This is a genomic window from Parahoeflea halophila, from assembly GCF_900220985.1.
Classification (GTDB): Bacteria; Pseudomonadota; Alphaproteobacteria; order Rhizobiales; family Rhizobiaceae; genus Hoeflea; species Hoeflea halophila.
In genome coordinates this window covers 206943-230102 of the sequence record NZ_OCPC01000005.1, presented here as the reverse complement: position 1 = coordinate 230102, position 23160 = coordinate 206943, and the positions used below count along the sequence as shown (strand labels likewise).

Annotated in this window: 20 protein-coding genes and 1 tRNA gene; 17 read left to right on the top strand and 4 right to left on the bottom strand. The window is 61.2% G+C overall.

Annotation, left to right across the window (positions count from 1 at the left end):
• Window positions 1-2: 2 nt before the first annotated feature.
• From CRO46_RS16465 to CRO46_RS16455, 3 genes are all read left to right on the top strand, one after another.
• Complete coding sequence (locus CRO46_RS16465) at window positions 3-773, top strand: cyclase family protein (RefSeq protein ID WP_097108893.1); 771 nt, start codon at window positions 3-5, stop codon at window positions 771-773.
• A 53-nt stretch (window positions 774-826) separates the two neighbouring features.
• Window positions 827-1399 carry an OsmC family protein gene (locus CRO46_RS16460; RefSeq protein ID WP_097108892.1) on the top strand — a complete coding sequence of 191 codons (573 nt, stop codon included), beginning with the start codon at window positions 827-829 and terminating at the stop codon, window positions 1397-1399.
• Window positions 1400-1484: 85 nt separating this feature from the next.
• Window positions 1485-2468: a fumarylacetoacetate hydrolase family protein gene (locus CRO46_RS16455; protein ID WP_097108891.1), complete on the top strand. Its 984-nt coding sequence runs from the start codon at window positions 1485-1487 to the stop codon at window positions 2466-2468.
• 118 nt (window positions 2469-2586) lie between these two features.
• Here CRO46_RS16455 and CRO46_RS16450 read toward each other — a convergent pair whose 3' ends face one another.
• Window positions 2587-3594: a LacI family DNA-binding transcriptional regulator gene (locus CRO46_RS16450; RefSeq protein WP_097108890.1), complete on the bottom strand. Its 1008-nt coding sequence runs from the start codon at window positions 3592-3594 to the stop codon at window positions 2587-2589.
• Between the two features lie 160 nt (window positions 3595-3754).
• Between CRO46_RS16450 and iolG the strand changes: the two genes are divergently transcribed.
• From iolG to CRO46_RS16405, 9 genes are all read left to right on the top strand, one after another.
• Entirely contained in the window at window positions 3755-4777 is a 1023-nt protein-coding gene (gene iolG, locus CRO46_RS16445; RefSeq protein WP_097108889.1) for an inositol 2-dehydrogenase, read from the top strand.
• 104 nt (window positions 4778-4881) lie between these two features.
• Window positions 4882-5802 (top strand): sugar ABC transporter substrate-binding protein, encoded by a 921-nt coding sequence (locus tag CRO46_RS16440; protein WP_097108888.1) that lies wholly within the window; start codon window positions 4882-4884, stop codon window positions 5800-5802.
• 68 nt (window positions 5803-5870) lie between these two features.
• Window positions 5871-6980 (top strand): ABC transporter permease, encoded by a 1110-nt coding sequence (locus tag CRO46_RS16435; RefSeq protein ID WP_097108887.1) that lies wholly within the window; start codon window positions 5871-5873, stop codon window positions 6978-6980.
• A gap of 64 nt (window positions 6981-7044) precedes the next feature.
• The gene (locus CRO46_RS16430; RefSeq protein WP_244577947.1) at window positions 7045-7803 is read left to right on the top strand and encodes an ATP-binding cassette domain-containing protein; all 759 of its coding nucleotides are present in this window, start codon (window positions 7045-7047) and stop codon (window positions 7801-7803) included.
• Window positions 7804-7917: 114 nt separating this feature from the next.
• A complete protein-coding gene (locus CRO46_RS16425) occupies window positions 7918-9828 on the top strand; it encodes a bifunctional 5-dehydro-2-deoxygluconokinase/5-dehydro-2-deoxyphosphogluconate aldolase (RefSeq protein ID WP_097108885.1) in 1911 nt (636 codons plus the stop codon).
• The gene (gene iolD / locus CRO46_RS16420) at window positions 9825-11654 is read left to right on the top strand and encodes a 3D-(3,5/4)-trihydroxycyclohexane-1,2-dione acylhydrolase (decyclizing) (protein ID WP_097108884.1); all 1830 of its coding nucleotides are present in this window, start codon (window positions 9825-9827) and stop codon (window positions 11652-11654) included. Before CRO46_RS16425 ends, iolD begins: the two co-directional genes overlap by 4 nt.
• Window positions 11654-12559: a myo-inosose-2 dehydratase gene (iolE, locus tag CRO46_RS16415; protein ID WP_097108883.1), complete on the top strand. Its 906-nt coding sequence runs from the start codon at window positions 11654-11656 to the stop codon at window positions 12557-12559. Before iolD ends, iolE begins: the two co-directional genes overlap by 1 nt.
• A gap of 4 nt (window positions 12560-12563) precedes the next feature.
• The gene (gene iolB / locus CRO46_RS16410) at window positions 12564-13370 is read left to right on the top strand and encodes a 5-deoxy-glucuronate isomerase (protein ID WP_097108882.1); all 807 of its coding nucleotides are present in this window, start codon (window positions 12564-12566) and stop codon (window positions 13368-13370) included.
• Between the two features lie 37 nt (window positions 13371-13407).
• A complete protein-coding gene (locus CRO46_RS16405) occupies window positions 13408-14151 on the top strand; it encodes a TIM barrel protein (protein WP_097109043.1) in 744 nt (247 codons plus the stop codon).
• Between the two features lie 502 nt (window positions 14152-14653).
• On the opposite strand, the gene CRO46_RS16400 is transcribed toward CRO46_RS16405, so the two are convergent.
• A tRNA-Gln gene (locus CRO46_RS16400) sits at window positions 14654-14727 on the bottom strand.
• A gap of 261 nt (window positions 14728-14988) precedes the next feature.
• On the opposite strand from CRO46_RS16400, the gene CRO46_RS16395 reads away from it, so the two are divergent.
• Window positions 14989-16536 carry a Ppx/GppA phosphatase family protein gene (locus tag CRO46_RS16395; RefSeq protein WP_097109042.1) on the top strand — a complete coding sequence of 516 codons (1548 nt, stop codon included), beginning with the start codon at window positions 14989-14991 and terminating at the stop codon, window positions 16534-16536.
• A complete protein-coding gene (locus CRO46_RS16390; RefSeq protein ID WP_097108881.1) occupies window positions 16533-17249 on the top strand; it encodes an RlmE family RNA methyltransferase in 717 nt (238 codons plus the stop codon). The genes CRO46_RS16395 and CRO46_RS16390 overlap by 4 nt, the downstream gene beginning before the upstream one ends.
• Here the strand turns inward: CRO46_RS16390 and CRO46_RS16385 are convergent.
• Entirely contained in the window at window positions 17232-18647 is a 1416-nt protein-coding gene (locus CRO46_RS16385; RefSeq protein WP_097108880.1) for a DHA2 family efflux MFS transporter permease subunit, read from the bottom strand. The two genes, CRO46_RS16390 and CRO46_RS16385, sit on opposite strands and share 18 nt — an antisense overlap.
• 289 nt (window positions 18648-18936) lie before the next feature.
• Window positions 18937-19758, bottom strand: coding sequence for an alpha/beta hydrolase family protein (locus tag CRO46_RS16380; RefSeq protein WP_179759095.1), 822 nt, complete (start codon window positions 19756-19758; stop codon window positions 18937-18939).
• Between the two features lie 805 nt (window positions 19759-20563).
• On the opposite strand from CRO46_RS16380, the gene guaB reads away from it, so the two are divergent.
• Genes guaB through CRO46_RS16365 form a run of 3 tightly spaced genes read left to right on the top strand, consistent with a single transcriptional unit; the run spans window position 20564 to window position 23154 of the window.
• On the top strand, window positions 20564-22063 hold the full coding sequence (gene guaB, locus CRO46_RS16375; protein WP_097108878.1) for an IMP dehydrogenase: 1500 nt from the start codon (window positions 20564-20566) through the stop codon (window positions 22061-22063).
• A 47-nt stretch (window positions 22064-22110) separates the two neighbouring features.
• On the top strand, window positions 22111-22692 hold the full coding sequence (locus tag CRO46_RS16370; RefSeq protein ID WP_143439060.1) for a hypothetical protein: 582 nt from the start codon (window positions 22111-22113) through the stop codon (window positions 22690-22692).
• Between the two features lie 48 nt (window positions 22693-22740).
• Window positions 22741-23154: an MAPEG family protein gene (locus tag CRO46_RS16365; protein WP_097108876.1), complete on the top strand. Its 414-nt coding sequence runs from the start codon at window positions 22741-22743 to the stop codon at window positions 23152-23154.
• Window positions 23155-23160: the final 6 nt, after the last annotated feature.

Sequence of the window (23160 nt, the reverse complement as noted above, 5' to 3'; positions counted from 1 at the left end):
TCATGAGACTTGTCGATCTATCCCGGCCGCTGGAAAACACAGAGTACGCCGATCCGCCGGGCCTTGGTCCGAAAATTGCCTATACGGGTCACGACGATTCGGCAGAGCAGGTGCTTGGCTTTTTTCCGGGAGTGACCCGCGACCAGCTGCCCGGTGGTGAGGGCTGGGCAGTGGAAACGGTTGCGCTGAGCACGCACAACGGCACCCATCTCGACGCACCCTACCATTTCCATTCGACGATGGATGGCGGCAAGCGCGCCATCACCATCGACGAGGTGCCGCTGGAGTGGTGCTGGGGGCAGGGCGTCAAGCTCGACTTCCGGCATTTTGGCGATGGCTATGTTGCCACCGCCAAGGATGTGGAAGACGAGTTGGCGCGTATTGGCCACACCTTGCGCGAAGGCGATATCGTGCTGGTCAACACGGCGGCCGCAGAGGCCTATGGCACGCCAGCCTATGTTGGCACCGGCTGTGGCATGGGACGTGAAGCGACACTCTACCTCACCGAACGCGGTGTGCGGGTGACAGGAACCGATGCCTGGAGCTGGGACGCTCCCTTTATCCATACCGCCCGGAAAGTCGCGGAAACCGGCGATGCCTCGCTGATCTGGGAAGGCCACCGGGCTGGCATGGTGCGCGGCTATTGCCACATGGAAAAGATGGCCGCGCTGGAGACGCTGCCCGCCACCGGCTTCGAGGTGGTCTGCTTCCCGGTCAAGGTCAAGGATGCCAGCGCGGGCTGGTGCAGGCCGGTGGCTATGTTCCGAGACTGATTTCGTCTGGTCTCAGCTGTCAAAGCCAGATCGTAGTTTGAGGAGCCACCAGTTTGTCAATTGTCACCCGAGCTGAAAACCCACCGGAACTGCAGTCTTTCGAGCCCTATGAGCGGGCCAGGATCAAGCCGGGTGATCCGGTTTGTTTCCCCTATCACGTCATCGCCGAACCGGGCGAGGGACAGAGCAAGCGCGGCGTGATCCTCAGCCCGCGGCCCGATTACAGCAGCTGGGAAGTACGCTGCGACGAAGGCACCGGCATGGGCGGCGGCGACGAGGCGCCTTCGCCGCTTGGCTACCTGATCATGGGCGTCGCCTTCTGCCTTCTGACCCACATCAAGGGCTATCTGCATAAGGCGCCGATGCAGATCTCCAGCATCAAGGTCGAGATCCGTGCCGAATACGCGACCTTGCAGCCTGATCCGCAAAACGGGGGGCAGGGCGTCGGCCGCTGTGATGCCTATAGTTGCCACGTGCTCATTGAGAGCGACGAGCCGGACGAGAAGATCCAGGCGCTCGTCGCTGTCTGTCGCGATGCCTGCATGGCGATTGCCACGATCGCAAATGCCGTCCCGACCACGACAAGGGTTTTCGTCAACGGCTCAACCGACGGGATCGCAGTCTGACATTCCTCGGCACATCACGACAGATCAACATCGAGCTCCTGGTTCTGAGCAAGACAGGACCACGGATCAGAGAAGGACCAAAGCAATGAAATTCGTCACACTTGCCAATGGCACACCGGACGGACGCCTTCATATCGCTTCGCGCGACGGAGAACTCGCGGTGCCTGCACAAAACGCCGTGACCCTGCAACAGGCGCTCGAAACCTGGGCGGACAACGCTTCGGTCTGGCAAGAACAATATGAAATGCTGAACGCGGGCGAAGCGGCCGGTGCACAAGCTCTGTCTTCCGACAATGTTCTCGCTCCCCTGCCGCGTGCATGGCAATGGCTCGATGGTTCGGCATTCGAAACCCACGCGCTGTTGTTGCAGAAGGCCTGGGGGCAGCCGGAGGTTGGCCTCAACGATCGCCCCTTGATGTATCAGGGCCTGTCGGACCGTTTTCTGGCGCCAGGTGCTACAGCAATGTTTCCGTCGGCCAGCGACGGCATCGACTTCGAGGGTGAATATGGTGTCATCCTCGATGCCGTCCCGATGGGTACCAAGGCGGAGGATGCCGCCAGATACATTCGTCTCGTTGTGCTGATCAATGACTGGAGCCTGCGCGCTCTCGGCCCTATCGAGATGGCGACTGGCTTTGGCTGGCTGCAGTGCAAGCCCGCCTGCGGCATCGCGCCGCTCGCGGTGACGCCTGACGAACTCGGCGCTGCATGGAAGAACACACGCGTCTGTCTGCCGCTGCAAGTGCGCCTCAACGATGAGGAATTCGGCCGGACCAACGGTGATGAGATGAAGTTCGGATTTGATGAGCTGATCGCCCATGCCGCCTATTCGCGCAACCTTCCCGCCGGAACCATCCTTGGTTCGGGGACGGTCTCGAACAGCAACTACGAAAGCGCCGGATCAAGCTGTATCGCCGAACGTCGTGCCATCGAGACCATCAAGCACGGCGAGGCAAGAACCGCATTCATGCAGCACGGAGACCGCGTCCTTATGCGAACCGAGACCGAAGCCGGTGACAACCTGTTCGGTGACATCTGCCAGACGGTCAACGTCATGGACCGGCAATAGCGGAGCGGAGAACGGCCGCTCTTCTACGAGCTGAACCGGAGACCGCGGTGTGTTCAAGTGGAACCGCCGCGCCTTCACTGACACTTGGTGGCTTCAGGTTGGGTGCAACATATCGCGGCTAGGCACTCGCGCGGATGACCAGGTTCCCCACAAACGCGTTCAGTTTCTTGCTGCGTATCTTGCCTTCAAGGATATCCACCAGCGCATTTGCCATGTCCGTCAGAGGCTGGCGATAGCTGGTCAGTTTGTAATGCGGGCTTGAGGCTTGTGGTACGTCGTCGAAACCGGTGACCGCAATGTCTTCCGGCACCCGCAAGCCATGCTCATACCGGATCGCGTCGATCGCTCCCATGGCCAGTGCATCGTTTTCGCAGACCAGCACATCCGGCAGTTTAGACTTTGGCACGTCGCGGAAGCGCTCGGTCACGAGGTCATAGGCCATCTTCGGGTCATACCGCTCCACGGTCGCGAATTCCGGGCGTCTGCCTGCAGTGTGCCGCCATAGCGAAAGGAAGGTTTCCTTGCGTTGAAGATGCGCGGATTGGGTTTGCGGCCCTGCAATGAACAATGGATTGCGATAACCGGCTGAAAACACGTGCTGTGTCAGGGTGGCCATCGCCGCCCGGTCGTCGCAGCAGATCGAGATCGTGTTGTCATTCTCCGACATCCGGGCGAACACGATGAGCTTCTTCACCCTCTTGGCCCCCAGAGCGGTTTCAAGACTCTGGTCATTGAAACTGATGCCGATCAGAACAGCTGCATCGACGCGCCTCTGGCTGGCATTGAGGAGTGCTGCCGAGGTGTCCTCTTCATTGCTGGTATTCACCAGCAGGGTGTCGTAGCCGCCTTTGCGCAATATGCGCGTCAGGCGTTCCATCATGACCAGCTTGTGCGGGTTGGCGAAATCGTCGACGAGAAGAGCCACCAGATTGGTGCGATCGGTGGCGAGGCTTGTCGCCAGGAGATCGGGAACATAAGAGAGCTCTTCCGCGGCTTTCATGACCTTTTCGCGCGACTTGGCGGAGATCGAGGCGTCCTTCCTGAAGGCACGGTTCACCGTCCAACGGGAGACGCCGGCCAGCGCGGCGACATCATCTGCCGTGATTGTTCCGTGCTGGTCTTTCATTTCTCCACCTGTCGTTTTGCACGATGATCCTGGAGTCACTAGCAATCCGAGACCGTATCGTCACGCACATAATTCATTCTTGCCCCCGCGTGCAAAATCTTCTTGCACGCGGGGGCAAGAATCGTCATTGTCTTCGCCACGGGAACAGGGAGACTTCGGAATGCGGGTTGGATTGCTTGGTGCAGGGCGCATTGGAAAAGTTCATGCGCAAGCGATCTCCTCGCACCCGGAGAGCGCCCTTGTCGCCGTGTCCGACGCTTTCGAGAAGAATGCGCAGGCGCTGGCGGAAGGCTATGGCTGCCAGGTTCGTTCTTCGGACGAAATCATCGCCGACAGCTCCATAGACGCTGTCCTTATCGCCACACCCACTGACACGCATTCAGACCTGATCGAGGCAGCTGCTCGATCCGGCAAGGCGGTGCTGTGCGAGAAGCCGGTTGATCTCAGTCTCGAGCGCGCGCATGCGTGTCTCGCAAATGTTGGCGAGAAAGCTGCAAGCATCATGATCGGGTTCAATCGCCGATTCGACCCGAGCTTCGGCGCGCTCAAGACGGCCATCGATGCGGGCGAAATCGGCAAGACCGAATTGCTGTCGATCACGTCGTTTGACCCGGCGCCGCCGCCGGTTGAGTACATCAAGGTGTCCGGCGGGCTTTTCCGCGACATGATGATCCACGACTTCGACATGGCGAACTTCATTATGGGACAGGCGCCCGTTTCCGTGTCTGCCACAGGCTCGTCCGTGGTTGATCCTGCGATTGGTGCTGCGGGCGACTTCGATACCGCCGTTGTCACGCTGAGCTATGCGGACGGCCGTATTGCCGTAATCAAGAATTCGCGCCGGGCGGTATACGGCTATGACCAGCGGGTCGAGGTGCTTGGCTCCGGCGGGCTGCTTCAAGCGCAGAACATGCTTGAGAACACGGTGGTCAAGTCCACTGCTGAAGGCGTCTGCAGCGCCAAGCCGACCTACTTTTTCCTTGAACGTTACATGCCTGCCTACAAAGCCGAATGGACAGCATTCGTGGAGGCCGTTCAGGGCAAGTCGAAGATGCCGGTCAACCTGTATGACGGAGTTGCTGCGCTGGCGATGGCAGAGGCCGCGACACGGTCAGCGCATTCCGGCCAGCCGGTGAAAATGGTGGATGTTCTGGAGGAATCGGAGCGCCGGGAGGCGGTCTGACGTCATGCATCGGCCCGACCGGCCGGTGTGAGATGCGCGAGGGAGTCGCGTGGGAGAGCTGCCGGATTACCCGGCATGGAGACAAACCAAGGGAGGAAACCCGAATGAAGACATTTTTGAAAGGTGCTATCGCCGCTGCCGCTATGGCCATCGCGATGCCCGCCATGGCTCAGGATATTTCAGTTGTTGTTCACGGTCAGGCGAACGATGCGTTCTGGTCCGTCGTCAAGGCTGGCGTTGATCAGGCGGCTGCCGATACCGGCGCGAACGTCTCGTACAACTCGCCCGAGACGTTTGACATGGTTCTGATGTCGCAGATGATTGACGCTGCCGTCAACGAAGAGCCCGATGGGCTGATCATCTCTTTCCCTGACCCGGATGCGCTCGGGCCGTCGGTTGAACGCGCCATCGCTGCTGGTATTCCAGTCGTAACCATCAATGCCGGCGGCGCTCAGGGAAAAGAACTGGGAGCAGCGATGCATGTCGGTCAGGACGAGTATGATGCAGGGGTCGCAGCAGGCAAGGCGCTGGCGGAAATGGGCGGCAAGAACGCGCTCTGCGTCAACCAGGAAGTCGGCAACATCTCTCTTGACCAGCGTTGCGCCGGTTTCGAGGAAGGCTTTGGCGGAACCGTGACCATCCTGCCGACCACCAATGATCCAGCCGAGATCGAGTCCAAGGTTGCCGCTGCGTTGGCGTCCGATGAAAGCGTCGACACGGTGATGGCACTGGGTGCATCCACCGCTGGTGAACCTTCAGTGGCGGCTGCCAAGGCCTCTGGCCGCGACGTGAATGTTGCGACATTCGACCTTTCAGCCGGCTTCCTGCAATCCGTTGTTGACGGCGACGCGGCCTTCGCGCTCGATCAGCAGCAGTACCTGCAAGGCTATCTCGCCGTCTCCATCATGGCTCTGCAGGCCAAGTATGGCCTGATGCCGGGTGGTGATGTTGCCTCGGGACCGAACCTGATCACGGCCGAAAAGGCGGCTCAGGTGATCGACCTGTCCGCACAGGGCATCCGCTAAGCCCACACCGGGCTAGGAGAACGGGTGGCGCCAGAACGGCGCCACTCAGGAGCCATGGGGAGAGGGCAATGAGCGACACAACACCGCATACGACCGCGGATGAGCGGATCAAGGCCGAGCCGCTTTTTTCGAGATTGATGAAAAGGCCCGAACTGGGTGCGATCGCTGGCGTCGTGCTGGTTGCGATCTTTTTTCTGATCACCGCAGATTCGGCGATGTTCACGACCTCCGGCATCATCAACTTCCTGACCCCGGCAGCCCAGCTTGGCATCCTCGCAATCGGCGCCTCAATGCTGATGATCGGCGGCGAATTCGACCTCTCCATCGGATCGATGGTCGCCTTTGCCGGCCTGTTCTTCGGGATCTGTGTCATGGTGTGGGGCTTGCCGCTGATCATCGCCATCCCGATGACATTCCTGTTTTCCGCCTTTGTCGGCGCGATTAACGGCACCATCGTGATCCGCTCCGGATTGCCATCGTTCATCGTCACGCTGGCGTTTCTGTTTATCCTTCGCGGCTTGTCCTTGGTCGGCCTGAAATGGGCCTCGGGCGGGTCGACCCAGCTTCGCGGCGTGCGCGACGCGACCGAAAACGACTGGCTTGCGCCGATCTTCTCCGGTGACGCCTTCCCGGCCCTTTTCGCATGGCTGGCAGAGCACGACCTGGTCGAGACCTTCAAGAACGGGACTCCCAAGGTGACAGGCATCCCTGTCGAGATCATCTGGTTTGTTCTGCTTGCGCTGGTTGCGACCTACATCCTGTTGCGGACGCCCGCCGGCAACTGGATCTTCGCAGCCGGCGGCGACGCCGATGCCGCCTCGAACTCCGGCGTGCCGGTCAAGCGGGTCAAGGTTTCCCTGTTCATGGTCACGGCGTGCTGCGCCGCTCTTGTTGCCATCATCACGGTGATTGATGCGGGCTCGACCGATGCCCGCCGCGGCTTCCAGAAGGAATTCGAGGCGATCATCGCCGCGGTAATCGGCGGGTGCCTGTTGACCGGCGGCTACGGTTCGGCGATCGGAGCCTTTTTCGGCTCGATCATTTTCGGCATGGTGGTCATCGGCCTCACCTACACCAATTTCGATCAGGATTGGTTCCAGGTGTTCCTGGGTGGCATGCTTCTGATCGCCGTTCTCTTCAACAACGCCATTCGCAAGCGCGTTACGGGGGAGCGTTGACATGACCGACAACAGCAAGTTCCATCACGGCGACGTAGATGACAGCGTCGCACCGATCGTTCAGATGAAGGATATCGAAAAGCACTTTGGCAACATCATTGCTCTTGCCGGCGTCAGCTTCGACATTCGCCCTGGTGAATGCCACTGCCTTCTCGGTGACAACGGTGCTGGCAAGTCGACTTTTATCAAGACGATGTCAGGAGTGCACCAGCCTACGCACGGGGAAATCCTCTTCGAAGGCAAGCCGATGAGCTTTGCCACCCCCCGCGATTCGATGGAGGCGGGGATCGCAACCGTGTTTCAGGACCTGGCGATGATCCCGCTGATGTCCGTGGCGCGCAATTTCTTCATGGGACGCGAGCCGACAAAGGGCCGCGGCCTGGCCAAGCGCTTTGATGTCGACCGGGCCAATGAAATCACCATGGCCGAAATGCGGAAAATGGGCATCAACCTGCGTGCACCGGATCAGGCGGTTGGCACCTTGTCCGGTGGCGAGCGTCAGACCGTTGCGATTGCCCGCGCGGTCTATTTCGGGGCCAAGGTCCTCATTCTCGACGAGCCGACATCGGCGCTCGGCGTGCGGCAAACCTCGAACGTCCTTGCGACCATCGACAAGGTTCGCTCGCAAGGGGTGGGCGTGGTTTTCATCAGCCACAATGTCCGCCATGCATTGGCCGTCGGCGACCGGTTCACCGTGCTCAATCGCGGCAAGACGCTGGGGACGGCGAAGCGGGGCGAAATCACTCCGGAAGAGCTGCAGGACCTGATGGCCGGCGGACAGGAACTGGCCCAGCTGGAAGGCTCGCTCGGAGGCACTGTCTGACACGGAACCAGAAAGTTCCCGACGGCCTACGGTGAAAAATAACTGGTATCAGGGCTGACTGAAGCGCTTCAGCCAGTCTCCTCAAATTGAACAACTCAACTGCTAGGCGCAGCTATGGCGAAACTCGATCTCATCACGATTGGCCGGTCTTCTGTGGATCTCTATGGCTCCCAGATCGGCGGGCGGCTGGAGGATATGGGTTCCTTCGACAAGTACATTGGCGGCTCCCCCACCAATATCGCCTGCGGCACGGCGCGGTTGGGGCTGAAATCAGCTGTGATCACCGGCGTCGGCGACGAGCACATGGGCCGGTTCATTCGCGAACAGCTGGAGCGCGAGGGCGTCAACACCGACGGGGTTAAGACCGATCCCGACCGGCTTACCGCACTGGTTCTATTGGGCATTCGCGATCAGGAGCAGTTTCCGCTCATTTTCTACCGCGAGAACTGCGCGGATATGGGCTTGACCGTCGATGACATCGACGAAAACTTTATCCGCCGCGCACGGGCCGTGGTGGCGACCGGTACACATCTGTCTCACCCGCGGGTCGAGGCGGCAACGCTCAAGGCGCTCAAGATCGCGCGCGCGGCAGGGATGCAGACCGCGCTCGACATCGACTATCGTCCGAACCTCTGGGGTGTCGCAGGTCACGGCGACGGCGAACGCCGCTTTGTCGAAAGCCAGGCGATTACGGCCAAGCTGCAGTCGACACTGCATCTTTTCGATCTCATCGTCGGAACCGAGGAAGAGTTCCACATCGCCGGCGGTTCGACCGATACCATCAAGGCGCTGCGGGCGGTCCGCGCGGTCTCCAAGGCCACGCTGGTGTGCAAGCGCGGAGCCTCGGGCGCGGTGGCCTTCACCGGCGATGTGCCGGACAGCCTTGACGACGGCGAAGCGGGGCCGGGCTTTCCGGTCGAGGTATTCAACGTGCTTGGGGCCGGCGACGGCTTCATGTCCGGTCTCTTGAAGGGATGGCTTGATGGCGAGGATTGGCCGACAGCGCTGAAATACGCCAATGCCTGCGGCGCCTTCGCGGTCAGCCGCCATGGCTGCACGCCGGCCTATCCAAGCTGGGAAGAGCTGCAGTTCTTCTTCGATCGCGGCATCAAGCGGCCCGACCTCAGGAACGACATCGAACTCGAGCAGGTGCACTGGGCCACGAACCGGCACGGTGACTGGTCGTCGTTGAAGGCATTCGCGTTTGACCACCGGCTGCAACTGGAAGAGATGGACGGCTACACCCCGGAGAAGGGCGCGCGCTTCAAGGAGCTTTGCCTCGACGCGGCGCTCGAGGTGCAGAACGGAAAGCCGGGTTACGGGATCCTGTGCGACAGCCGGATCGGACGGTCGGCGCTGCACAAGGCAACCGGCAGCGGCCTTTGGATCGGCCGGCCGACCGAGCTTCCGGGCTCCCGTCCCGTCGAATTCGAGCCTGAACTGGGCGAAGACCTAGGCGGGCTGCGTGAATGGGCCCGCGAGAACGTGGTCAAGCTCCTGGTCTTCTGTCACCCGGATGACGACGAGAAGACCGCAAAGATGCAGCTCGCCCGCGTCAAGCGGCTTTTCACCGCCGCCAGGCGCAACGGGCTGGAGTTCCTGCTCGAGATCATCCCCAACAAGGTCGGGCCGGTGGATGACCACACCTCGGCAACCCTTATCCAGTGGTTCTATGACGCCCAGATTTTCCCCGACTGGTGGAAGTTGGAGCCGTTCAGGACCGAGGCGGCGTGGAAGAATGCCGTCCAAGCCATCGAGCGGAATGATCCGCGCACGCGCGGGATCGTGGTGCTGGGTCTCGACGCCCCCCAAGAGGAACTTGCAGAAAGCTTTGCCCTGGCCGCGAAGCAGCCGCTGGTCAAGGGCTTTGCCGTGGGGCGGACGATTTTCGGGGATGCTGCGCGGGCGTGGCTGAAGGGCGAGATCAATGACGCAGAGGCCGTCACGCAGATGGCCGAGCGCTACAGCCAGCTGTGCACAATCTGGAACCGCGCCCGCGAGGGTGCTTTGGAGAAGGTCGCATGAGCAAGACAATCCGACTGACGGCCGCGCAGGCCATGGTGCGTTACATCGCTGCGCAGAGGAACGAGGATGGCGAGCGCTTCATCGAAGCCTGCTGGGCGATTTTTGGTCACGGCAATGTCGCCGGACTTGGCGAGGCGCTGTATGCCAATCGCGAGGCTATCCCGACCTACCGGGGTCACAACGAGCAGACGATGGCGCATGCCGCGATCGCCTACGCAAAACAGTCGGGGCGGCGCAAGGCGATGGCCGTCACCTCTTCCATAGGTCCCGGTGCCGCAAACATGGTGACGGCTGCGGCCTTGGCTCATGTCAACCGCCTGCCGGTCTTGCTGATACCGGGCGATGTTTTTGCGAGCCGCGGTCCGGACCCGGTTCTGCAACAGGTGGAAGACTGGGGCGACGGTACTGTGACCGTCAACGACACCTTTAAGCCGGTAACGCGGTACTTCGACCGCATCATGCGGCCCGAACAAGTGCTGACGGCCCTGCCACGCGCGTTCCGCACCATGACCGACCCGGCTGACTGCGGCCCGGTTTGCCTCTCCTTCTGTCAGGATGTTCAGACGGAAGCCTACGACTATCCCCTGAGCTTTTTCGAGCCGAAGGTCTGGCGGCAGAGGCGCATCCGCCCGGACGAAGGCGAGCTGGCCGAAGTTGCCGGTCTTATTTGCGCTGCGAAACGGCCGGTCATCGTGGCCGGCGGCGGTGTCCATTACGCCGGTGCGTCCCAAGCGCTGGTGGCTTTCGCCGAGGCGCACAATATCCCCGTCACCGAAACCCAGGCGGGCAAGTCGGCCTTGCCTTGGGACCATCCACTCAACCTCGGTCCCATCGGTGTGACCGGCGGCGAGGCGGCCAACTCGGTCTGTGCCGAAGCAGATGTGGTGATTGGCATCGGGACCCGGTTCCAGGACTTCACCACCGGCTCCTGGGGGCTGTTTGCCAATCCGGAGCGCAGGCTGATCTCACTCAATGTTGCGGCCTACGACGCCATGAAGCATGGCGCTGTTCCTTTGCAATCGGATGCTCTGGTCGGATTGCAGGAGCTTGGCGAACGCCTTGGCAGCTTCAAGGCTTCCGGCACAATCGATGGCTTGAAGCCCAACTGGTTTGCGAAGGTCGATCCGCTGACGGACGCTCCGTCAGGCAACAGCCTGCCCACAGACATGCAGGTGATCGGGGCGGTGCAGCGCGCAGCGCGCGAGAATACGGTAGTCATGTGTGCCGCAGGCACCATGCCGGGCGAACTGCACAAGCTGTGGAAGGCCGGCAGGCCCGGATCCTACCACATGGAATACGGCTTTTCCTGCATGGGCTACGAGATCGCTGGTGCCATGGGCATCAAGATGGCCCAGCCGGACCGTGACGTTATCTGTTTCACAGGCGACGGCACCTACATGATGGCCAATTCGGAGATGGCGACAGCCGCGATGATGGGCGTTGCCTTTACGGTCGTGGTCACCGACAACCGCGGTTTCGGCTGCATCAACCGGCTGCAGATGGGCTGTGGCGGCGCCGAGTTCAACAACCTTCTGGATCATGCGATCGGTGGTGAGAATTCGAGCATCGACTTTGCCAAGCATGCCGAGGCCATGGGGGCGACAAGCATCAAGGTGGACTCGATCGCCGAGCTGGAACAGGCGCTCGCCAAGCGGACAGAGGCGAGAGGCCCCTACGTGATTGTCATCGACACCGATCCCTATCCCAGCACGGAGCCCGGGGGCACCTGGTGGGATGTGAGCGTGCCGGAAGTCAGTGAGCGCGCCGAGGTAAACGCTGCACGTGCCGGTTATGATGCCAACAAGAAACGGCAAAGGGCTGACTGATGGCTGTGAAGATCGGTATTTCCCTGATCGCCTGGCAGAACGACGATCTGCCGGATCTGACCAGGGACTTCACTACCGAAGGCGCGATGGAGGATGCGGCGAAGATCGGCTATTCGGGTGTCGAGCGCGGCCGCCGGATGCCTGCCGATACCGATGGCCTGCGCGCCTATCTCGACCGCTACGGCGTGTCTCTGTGCGGCGGCTGGTGTTCGGGCAACCTGATGGCGGCGTCCGTCGAAGAAGAACGCAACGCCATCCGGCCGCAGGTCAAACAGTTTGCCGCCCTGGGCGCCCCGTGCATTGTCTATGCCGAATGCTCCAACACCATTCAGGGGGCACGCGACACACCGGTCTCGCGGCGCCCGAAACTGACCCGCGACGAGGTAATGGCCTACGCGGCCAAGCTCTCAGAACTCGCCAAATGGGCCCGCGACGAGGGTGTGGACCTGGCCTATCACCACCATATGGGTGCGATGATCCAGGATGCCGAGGACATCAACTGGCTCATGGAGGGGTCGACCGGCGAACTGACGCTTCTCTATGACACCGGACATCTGCATTTTGCCGGGGCTGACCCGATGGCTGTCCTCGACAAGTGGGGCCACCGGATCCACCATGTTCACTTCAAGGACGTGCGGCAGCCTGTGCTCGACTGGATCAGGAGCGAGGACAGGAGCTTTCTGGACGGTGTCGCCGCCGGGGTTTTCTCGGTCCCCGGAGATCCGGAGGGATGCATCGACTTCCAGGCCATCACCGACAAGCTCAAGGCCATGAACTATGATGGCTGGATCGTGGTGGAGGCGGAACAGGACCCGGCCAAGGCACAGCCGTTCGAATATTCGAAACTCGGTTTCGACCATATCACCCAAATCTGCGACCGCTCCGGTCTTGCAATCGAAAGCTGACACCATGCCTGATCTACTGAGAAAACCCTTTGGCACCCGCGGCAAGGTCCACCAGATCACGCCGGAAAGCGCCGGCTGGCGTTATGTCGGTTTCTCGCTGTACCGGCTGAAGGCCGGCGACACCGCATCTGAGGTGACGGGCGATCGCGAGGTGATCCTGGTCATGGTCGAGGGCAAGGCCCGGATCACCGGTGCCGGGCAGAATTGGGGTGTGCTCGGCGAGCGCATGAATGTGTTCGAGAAGACCCCGCCCCATTGCCTGTATCTGCCCAATGGCAGCACATGGGATGCCAGGGCCGAAACCGATTGCGTTCTGGCCATCTGTTCCGCGCCCGGCAAGGGCGGGCACGAGGCGCGGCGGATCGGCCCCGATGGCATCACGCTCACCGAACGCGGCAAGGGCACCAACACCCGCTATATCAACAACATCGCCATGGAAAACGAGGACTACTGCGATTCGCTACTGGTCACGGAGGTCTTCACCCCGGCAGGCCATTGGTCGTCCTACCCCAGCCATCGCCACGACGAAGATGACTATCCGCGCATCACCTATCTCGAGGAAACCTACTACCACCGCCTCAACCCCGCCGGTGGTTTTGGCATTCAGCGGGTCTATACCGATGACGGGCAGCTCGACGAAACAATGGCGGTCAGCGACGGCGAGGTTGTTCTGGTGCCACGTGGCCACCATCCCTGCGGCGCGCCCTACGGGTTCGAGATGTATTACCTCAACGTGATGGCCGGCCCCTTGCGCAAATGGCGGTTCGTCGCGGCAGCGGAGGTCGCGTGGATCATGGAGCGGGACGCCTGATGTGACCGGAACTTTTCAACTTGCGGCCTGTGCTGAAATGCTCTGGCAGGACAAGCCGATTGCCTGGCGCGCTGCGAAGCTGCACGAGATGGGCTTCGGCGTCGGGCTCTGGAACTGGCCCGGATGGGATCTTGGCGCGCTCGAGAAAACCGGCGCCAATTTCACCATCATGAACGGCTACCTTGAGGGGCGTCTGGCCGACGACGAGGGCGCCGAAACACTGCTCAAATCCGCCCGCGAAACTGTGCAGATCGGCAAGCGGCTCGGTGTCGACCGGCTGAACCTTCACGGCACCGGCCTGGGCGATGGCGGCATTCCGATCTGGCAGCACGACGTGACGACTGGTGCGATGTGGCTGAAGGCCCGCGACACGCTCAACCGGATCTGTGACCTTGCGGAACAAGAATGCGTCGTCTTCACGCTCGAGAACCTCAACTTCATCGACCACCCGGGCTGCCCGTTCGGTTCCACTGGCGACGTGCTGGCGCTCGTATCCTCGATTGACCGGCCGCAACTGAGGATCAATCTCGATCTGTATCACACGCAGATCGGCGAGGGCGACCTGATCCGCTGGTGCGAGAAATGCCTGCCCTTTGTCGGTGAAGTGCAGGTCGCCGACAATCCGGGCCGGTGCGAGCCCGGAACCGGCGAGATCAACTACCAGGGCGTCGCCCGCGCCCTGTCGAAACTCGGCTATTCCGGCCCCGTTGGCATGGAAGCCTTTGCGCAAGGCGACGAGGTCGCAGCGCTGGAAGCTTTCCGGGCGGCGTTTACGCTGTAGGATCTCGAGTGGGAAAGGCTGCGGAAATAGCCAGCGCACCCGCGCGGTGTCGCGTCCGGCCATTCCACCGTCCTGCAGGAGCCGCGGAGTGCGGAAATTCTCATGCCAACCGATCCTGCAACCGAGCTTCGCCGGTAGTTCGGGAGAATACTGGCCAAGCCAGCCCACTGTCGCTTGAATTCAGATGTGCTGAACTCGGTTCGGTGCGGCGAGATTTTTGGAACCGCATCGAGAACTTGGCCTGTCAGAAGGCAGAGAACCAGGCCGGACCGACGGATACAAGACTTTGAGCCCGCATAAGCGCCGTTGAGTCTTGCCTCCGTCTGTTTTGCCTCGGCGTGGAACTGATCATGTCTTCCGACATTTCGAGCTGCTCCGCGGCAAAGACATGTGTGGGGGACACCCGTGTCAGACATTTCTGTCCACCAGACGGCAAAATCTATCCCCAGCTATCGACAAAACGCTGGAAAATCAATCTTGTTCAGAGCTTGAAGAGGGTGATTGGCTGGGGAACCTGGATTCGAACCAGGACTAACGGAGTCAGAGTCCGTGGGTCTACCGTTAACCTATTCCCCAGCAGGGGCCGGGCCGAAAAATCGGGCCAGCGAGGCGGCTTATAACCAAAAACCGAGGCGTATGCAAACCCTGATGATACAGTTTTTTCCTATGTCTGCATATGCCCGAATGCAGCATTGTCGCAGCCGGTAGCGCCAGGTGCCGGATAACAGCTGAAAAAGAGTTTTGCGTTTGGTCCACCGCTTTGCTACTCTTTTTTCAACGACAAACCGTGACGCGCGGCGCCGGCTCACCGGCTCGCCGCGCACGACAGGACAGACCGTGAAAGACCTTCGGGATGGCAACAGGCCAAGCGCGGGTGCATCACTGGCAGGTGACAAGCCGTCCGAACGCGCCTCCGAGGCAGCGACGGATGGCCTGAAGCAGGGGAACGGAAAATCCGTGGCCCCCGGCTCGTCTTCTGATGAAACGCCACAGGTGCGCGCTTCAGCCAGTGATTCCACCAGAGAAAAGGGCAGCTCCGAGCCGATCGGACGGCGTAGGCGGCGGCGGAGAAAATCCGCGCGCAAGGCCGCGGCCAAGGGCGTATCCGATATGTCCGCCAATGTGCCCTCGCAACCGGCGACTGCCGCACCGGTGCCCGGCCAGAAGAAAGGCCGCCGCCGGCGCCGCAAATCCGGGCGCGAGATCCAGGGGCGCCCGCTGACGCCGCAGAAGGCGCCGGGCCAGGCACAGCCAAAACTCCACCCAGCTTCCTCTGGTCCCGGCCAGCCTTCCACCCACGCCGCGCATGCCGCGGGGGCTTCGGGGCCGGTGGCGCGCAGACATGCGGACGACCTCTATGCCGCGCTTGACCTTGGCACCAACAATTGCCGCCTGCTGATCGCGCAGCCAACACGGCCTGGCCAGTTCCGGGTGGTCGATGCGTTTTCGCGCATTGTCAGGCTGGGGGAAGGACTCGATGCCACTGGCGAATTGTCGGCCGATGCCATGGATCGGGCCGTTGAGGCCCTGAAGGTCTGCGCCGGCAAGCTGAAGAACCGTCCTGTGCGGCGCCATCGCCTGATTGCCACCGAAGCCTGCCGCTCGGCGCGCAACGGCGAGGCGTTTCTTGCCCGTGTGCGTGAGGAAACCGGGCTGGAGCTCGAGATCGTCAGCCGCGAGACCGAGGCACGGCTGGCCGTTGCCGGCTGCTCGTCGCTTGTCGGTCGGGAGACGGACGGCTTGGTGTTGTTCGATATCGGAGGCGGTTCCTCCGAAATCGCCATGATCGATCTGACCGAGAACCGCTCGAACCGGCTGGCCAATCACATCAAGGCCTGGACCTCGCTGCCGGTTGGTGTCGTCACCCTGTCCGAACGCCATGGCGGCTGTCTGGTCACACCGGCAGTGTTCGAGGCGATGGTCGCGGAAGTCGACGTCATGCTGGCGGATTTCGTGCCGCCGGTGCTGCCCGCCTTTTCGGGGCTCGGCGAGCCCCGCGTTCATCTGCTCGGCACCTCGGGAACGGTGACCACGCTGGCCGGACTGCACCTGGATCTGCCGCGCTACGACCGCCGCAAGGTGGACGGGCTCTGGCTGTCGAACGAGGATGTCGATCTGATGCTCGACAGGCTTCTGTCCTGGGACTTCGAGGCCCGGGCGGCCAATCCCTGCATCGGTGCGGACCGTGCGGACCTGGTTCTCGCCGGTTGCGCCATCCTGCAGTCGATCCGCAAGCGCTGGCCATCGCCGCGCATGCGGGTCGCCGACCGCGGACTGCGCGAGGGGCTGCTCAACGAGATGATGGCGTCCGATGGCGCCTGGCGACGAAGTGGCAGGAATTACCGCTCCCGTCACCAGCGCTCGGCTCAAGGGGAAAAGACATGACCCGTCCTCCGTCAGGACCCACCGGGCGCAAGCTTGGACAGAAGGTGAAACGCAAGAGCAAGCTCAAGGCGTCTTCCCGGCGCTGGATCGAGCGGCATCTCAACGATCCCTATGTCCAGCAGGCCAAGCAGGAAGGATACCGCTCGCGCGCCGTCTACAAGCTTTTGGAGATCGACGAGAAGCACAAGATCCTCGACAAGGCCAGGCGCATCATCGACCTTGGCGCGGCCCCTGGCGGCTGGTCGCAGATTTCAGCGCAGGTCACCGATTCCACAGACGAGGATCCGAAGGTGGTGGCGATCGATTTTCTCGAGATGGATGGTCTGGCCGGCGTCAAGTTTCTGCAGATGGACTTTCTCGACGACGCCGCGCCGCAGGCCCTCAAGGATGCGCTTGGCGGTGCGCCGGACGTGGTCCTGTCGGACATGGCGGCCCCCACCACCGGGCATCAGCGCACCGATCATCTCAGAACCATGCATCTGTGCGAGGTGGCGGCGCATTTTGCCATCGAGGTTCTTACCCCGGGTGGGCATTTTCTCGCCAAGACCTTTCAGGGTGGGACCGAGAACGATCTGCTGACCCTGCTCAAGCAGAATTTCAAATCCGTCATCCACATCAAACCGCCCTCGTCGCGTGCGGAATCGGTCGAGATGTTCGTTCTCGCCAAGGGCTTCAAGGGGCGCAGCACTCCGGATTCAGCTGCGCACGGGTGAAGCCGCGCGTGAACCTGCCCGCGTGAGCGAGTGTCCGGACACCGCGTGGCCGGCACTCGGCGGCAGCGCCAGAAACGGGATGATCGCAAACGCCGTGATGGCAGCCACCACAAAGAATGCGGTGTGAAATGCGCTGAGATCCAGCACCCCGCCGTTGATCAGGCTGACCACTTCGACAATGCCGCCTGCAACCGCCACACCGACGGCGATCGAGACCTGCTGGAAGGCGGAGGTGAAGGAGCTCGCCTGAGCTGCGGTGTCCGGTGCGATCTCGGAGAAGGTCAGTGCATTTACAGAGGTGAAAAACATCGATCGGACCAGCCCACCGAGAAACAGGATCAACAGGATCAGCGCGATCGGCGTTGCCGGAGTAAACAGCCCGTTGACCGCAATCGACAGGGCAGCACATCCGGCCGATATCAGCAGCGTGGTTCGAAAGCCGATCAGGCCGAGAATGCGCTTGATGATGAATTTCATCATGATGGCGCCAGCTGCGGAAATGAAGGTGATCATCCCGGACTGGAACGGGCTCATGCCGAAACCGAGTTGCAGCATCAGCGGCAGCAGAAAAGGCACGGCCCCGGCGCCGACGCGAAACAGGTTCGCACCCAGCAGTGACAAGGCGAAGGTCCGGTTCCGGAACAGTTTTGGATCAAGCAACGGCCTGGGGTGGGAACGGGCGTGCCGCAGATAGGCGATCAGGCACAGAACCCCGCCGAAGGTGGCGGCAATGCCCCAGAGAGGCGGCAGCACCGGCAGGCTGATCACCGACAGGCCGAACACGATTCCCGAAGCCGCACCGCCCGAGAACACGAAGCCGAGCCAGTCGGCTTTTTCGCGGACACGGATGCCGTCATCGGGCAGGATCTTGACCGCAAAGAAAATGCCGGCCAGCCCGATCGGAATATTGATCAGGAATATCCAGTGCCAGCTCAGGAATGTGGTCAGGAAACCGCCGACTGGCGGCCCGACCATCGGGCCGACAAGCGCCGGGATCGTCAGCCACGCCATGGCGCTCACCAGTTGTGATTTTTCGACTGATCGCAACAGGACCAGGCGGCCAACCGGTGTCATCATCGCCCCGCCCATGCCTTGTAGAAACCGCGAGATCACGAATTCAGCCAGACTGCCCGACACCGCGCAGGCAAGCGACCCAGCCATGAACACCCCGATTGCAATGGCAAAGATCCGCCGCGCGCCGAACCGGTCCGCCATCCAGCCGGAAATCGGAATGAAAACTGCAAGCGAGACCAGATAGGCTGTCAGCGCCAGCTTGAGCGAAATCGGGCTCGTGCCGATATCGGCGGCAATGGCGGGCAGCGCGGTGGCAATGACGGTCGAGTCCATCTGTTCCATGAACAGGGCAACAGCCAGGACGAGCGGAATGGAGCGGTTCACAAAGGGTACCCGTTGGGACGGCTAAGGCCATGGAGCGACGTCCGCTCCCGAATCGGAAACCCGTTTCTACAGCAAAACATAGTCGCTGAAAGGCCGCTGTCACGCCAAATGCCGCGCGTTGGGTGTCCGCCGGCCATTGACGCGTGGTTCGTCGCGTTGACAGATGCATCGCGCAGAACCGTCAGGTGCTGAGGCAGTCTCCAGTGCTCTGGACATCGAGCGGCAAGTGTCCAAACACCGCCTCAACCAGAGCCGACGGGCATCCTCTGAAGTGCCGCAGTAATGGAGCTCAGAACAATTTTGCAAGCAGCTCGATATAGTCATAACCGCCATTGCGGCCGCCGAGATGGCGGGCCAGAAAGGTTTCCGTCAGCCGGGCAACCTCAACACGGGTTTGCCAGCGCGAATAGTTCTGGCCTTTGGCACCGAGATCGTGGATCGCAATGTTTCCTCTCGATGCCATCAATTCACGGGCATGGGCCCGGTCGAAAGGAGTGGCCACTTCATCATTTCCATGGGTTATCAGAAGCGCAGCTCGCGATGCGCCTATCAGCTCGGCAAGCGAACCGCTCCGGCTTCTGCCGGAAGGCTTTTGAAGGGCCTTGGGATGGAAATCTGCTTCGAACGTGGTGCGGATCATTCGCTCTCGCACGGGTCCTTTAGCGAGGTTACCGGTCTGGTACTGGGCCGGGGAATGGACCACCGCCGCCTTGAACAGATCAGGCACGATGGATACCGCAAGCAGGGCGAGGGTGCCGCCATAGCCCGATCCGAACAGCGCCAGGGCCGATGGATCAGCTATTCCTTGCTTGATGAGTTTCTCTGTTTCATCTGCAATGGTTGCCACGCTGCAGACCCCGACAACGCCAGGGACGAGCTTCACTGCAGTTCTGCCGCCATCGGTTCTCGCGCGGCAATTGATTTCCAGCACTGCATATCCGCGATTGGCGAGAAACAGAACCGTCTCGGCAGTGTTCGGGCCGGCGATGCCAGCATCATCACTGGTAAGCAGAACCACCGTCGGCAACGGCACCGGGGCCGGATTTGCCTGGGGAAGCGTCAACCGCGATTGGACCCCGCTGAAGCGGCTTTCGGGAGTCCGTTTGGTCACCCCGGTGCTCACCCCAGATGGTGCCGCAAGGTCTGGGCCCGTGTCTGCGAGAGGAAACAGATCGTGCAGCGGAACAAGCGGTGACAACTGCGCAGATCTCAACCCGGAATGCTTTGCCGGTTGGTCCAAGCTTACCAAAGCATACAGGACCAGCGAAGACGCCACGGGTGCTAGTATCACGGCAAACAGCTTCTTCACGTCAGGTTCCCTTATGGCGGCCTCATGCCGCGAATGATCGAATTTTTGCAACCGTAAATGTGTGTTGAGTCGTTTAAATATCGTTTCATTCGGGTGAGAATTTATAGTTTCCAGAACTGTTGTTCACTTTTTGCAGACGATGCGTCAACATTGTCGCGAGAACAGCACGCTTGTCCGGTAATCCTGTTGCACCATCTGTCTGACGCAGGTTCATTGTCGAAGAATCACAATTCGAACGGGGAGTGGAGACCGGTAACTCCAATCATGAGCTGCCCTCGGGCGGATAAACCTCCTCTGCGGAGGGCCCCCGTTTGATACGCGATGCAGACCGGTTCGAGCTTCGAACCGGCACGAAATCCCGGTGTGAGAGCCAGGGCCCGGGCAGCGATGCCCGGGTTTTTGTTTGTCCATCATTTTGTCTTTACCCAGTGCAAAACCATGCGTGGTGCAGGAAGGGGTGCAGAGCAGCGAAATATGGTGATCAAAAGCGCCATGGCTCTTTCACAAGCCCGGGAAGCGTGGTACTTGCCGCTGCCAACGCGAGATACCCGAAACCATACCGGGCAGCCCGGTTTGGGTGGCCCCGAACAGACGGAGCCGACAGGCGATGGCAACCATAATCCAAACCATTACCGGCGCTGAAGCGCTGACTTTTGATGATGTGCTGCTGCAGCCTGGTCATTCGGAAGTGATGCCCGGCGAGGTCAATATCGCCACCCGCATTGCGCGCGACTTCGATCTCAATCTTCCGATTCTTTCCTCGGCCATGGATACGGTCACCGAGGCCCGGCTCGCTATTGCCATGGCCCAGGCCGGCGGCATCGGTGTGATCCACCGCAACCTGTCCCCGGAAGAACAGGCCGAACAGGTACGCCAGGTCAAGAAGTTCGAAAGCGGCATGGTCGTCAATCCGGTGACCATCGGCCCCGACGCGTCACTGGCCGAAGCGCTGGCGCTGATGCAGGCGCACGGAATTTCGGGCATTCCGGTTGTCGAACACCGCGGCGGCGGTGGCGACCCGGGACATCTCGTCGGCATTCTGACCAACCGCGACGTGCGCTTTGCGACAGATCCGAACCAGAAGATCCGTGAACTGATGACTCACGAGAACCTGGTCACGGTCAAGGAGAGCGTCGAGCAGACCGAAGCCAAGCGGCTGCTGCACAGCCACCGCATCGAAAAACTGGTGGTCGTCGATGGCGAAGGCCGCTGTGTCGGCCTGATCACCGTCAAGGATATCGAGAAATCGCAACTAAACCCTCATGCCTCCAAGGACGAACAGGGGCGACTGCGCGCGGCCGCCGCCACTTCGGTAGGCGCAGACGGGTTCGAGCGTGCGGAGCGGCTGATCGCGGCCGGAGTGGATCTGCTGGTAATCGACACCGCCCATGGACACTCGCAGCGTGTGCTCGATGCGGTCACCCGTGCCAAGAAGCTGTCAAATTCGGTCCGCATCATGGCCGGTAACGTTGCGACAGCCGAAGGCACCAGGGCGCTGATCGATGCCGGTGCGGACGCCGTCAAGGTCGGTATCGGCCCTGGATCCATCTGCACCACGCGCATTGTCGCCGGTGTCGGCGTGCCCCAGCTTTCGGCCATCATGAGTGCTGTTGAAGAAGCACACAAGCACGATATTCCGGTGATCGCCGATGGCGGCATCAAGTATTCTGGTGATCTGGCCAAGGCAATCGCCGCCGGTGCGTCAGCGGCCATGGTCGGTTCGCTGCTGGCGGGGACCGACGAGAGCCCCGGCGAGGTCTATCTGCATCAGGGCCGCTCGTTCAAGGCCTATCGGGGCATGGGCTCTGTCGGCGCCATGGCGCGGGGCTCCGCCGATCGCTACTTCCAGGCCGAGGTTCGTGACACGCTGAAACTCGTGCCGGAAGGCATCGAGGGTCAGGTTCCCTACAAGGGACCGGTCTCCGGCGTGCTGCATCAGCTTGCCGGCGGCCTCAAGGCGGCGATGGGCTATGTCGGCGCGCCGAATCTGCAGAACTTCCATGAACGGGCAACCTTTGTCCGCATCTCGGGAGCCGGCTTGCGTGAAAGCCACACTCACGACGTCGCCATTACCCGGGAAAGCCCCAACTATCCCGGCTCGATGTAATGAAATGGCGACGGCCCGGCTGGCAGCTTTTTACGCTGACAGCCGGGTTGTTTGCCTTGGTCTGCTTTGTCGAGATACCGCCTGTCACAGCTTTGATTGGCGGTATGAAGCTGCCTGATCAGATGCTGTTTGGGTATGATCAGGAAGGTGCCCGAGCATTGTTCGCAGCCTTTATGGCTGATCAGACGGCTGCCGACTTGCAGGGCAGGGCAAGCGCCTCACAGGCTTACCTGAAATTGCATGCAGGTTGCGACCCCACGCTTCCGCCGCTTCTGGCTGCCAGCCTCGTCTTCTGGGCCTTTGTTGCATGGAAAAAGCCTGTGCGAGCCGGCCGGGTTCAGCATATCGCAAGCGTGGGATTTGGTCTGGCGATGGCTCTGGCGCTGACATATCTCATCAGCGACCTCATCGAAAATCACATCGCGGATACGATCTTTGGACCTGACGCACTAAAGCAGGCTTTCAACAAGGACCTGGCCTTGGGGCTGCAGGTCCTGACCGGCATCAAGTTCGCCAGCCTTGCCCTCGCTATTGCGCTGATCGCCGCTCTCTGGTTTGGCGGTGGAGAGACAGCCCACGAGAAATCGGACAGGGCTCAGAAAGCTAAGCCTGCCTTGCCGTTGACCTGAATGCAGTCTAGGGAAGGTGCAAATCAGCAAGCCGGGGCTTTTGATACCATGACTTCATCCACCGCGATCTTCTGGCCGGTACTGGCCCAGGTACTCTTGATCTACACGATTTATGTCACGGTCTCCGCGCGCCGCATTGGTGCAATCAAGGCCGGAACGGCCAAGCCTTCGGATTTCAAGGTTCCTGCAATCGAGCCTGAAGCCAGTGCGACCGCCGTTCGCAACCTGTCCAACCAATTCGAGTTGCCGGTGCTGTTTTTTGCGGCCTGCCTGTCGCTTTATGTCACTGGTGCTGCAGGAACATCAGCCGTCGTCGCGGCCTGGGCCTTCGTGCTGGTCAGGGTCGTTCACGCCTATGTTCACCTGACGAGCAACAGGGTGCTGCTCCGCCGCCGGCTGTTCATTGTCAGCCTGGCCGTCAATCTGGTGCAATGGCTGCTTCTGGCCATCCACATCGCCTGAGCCGCG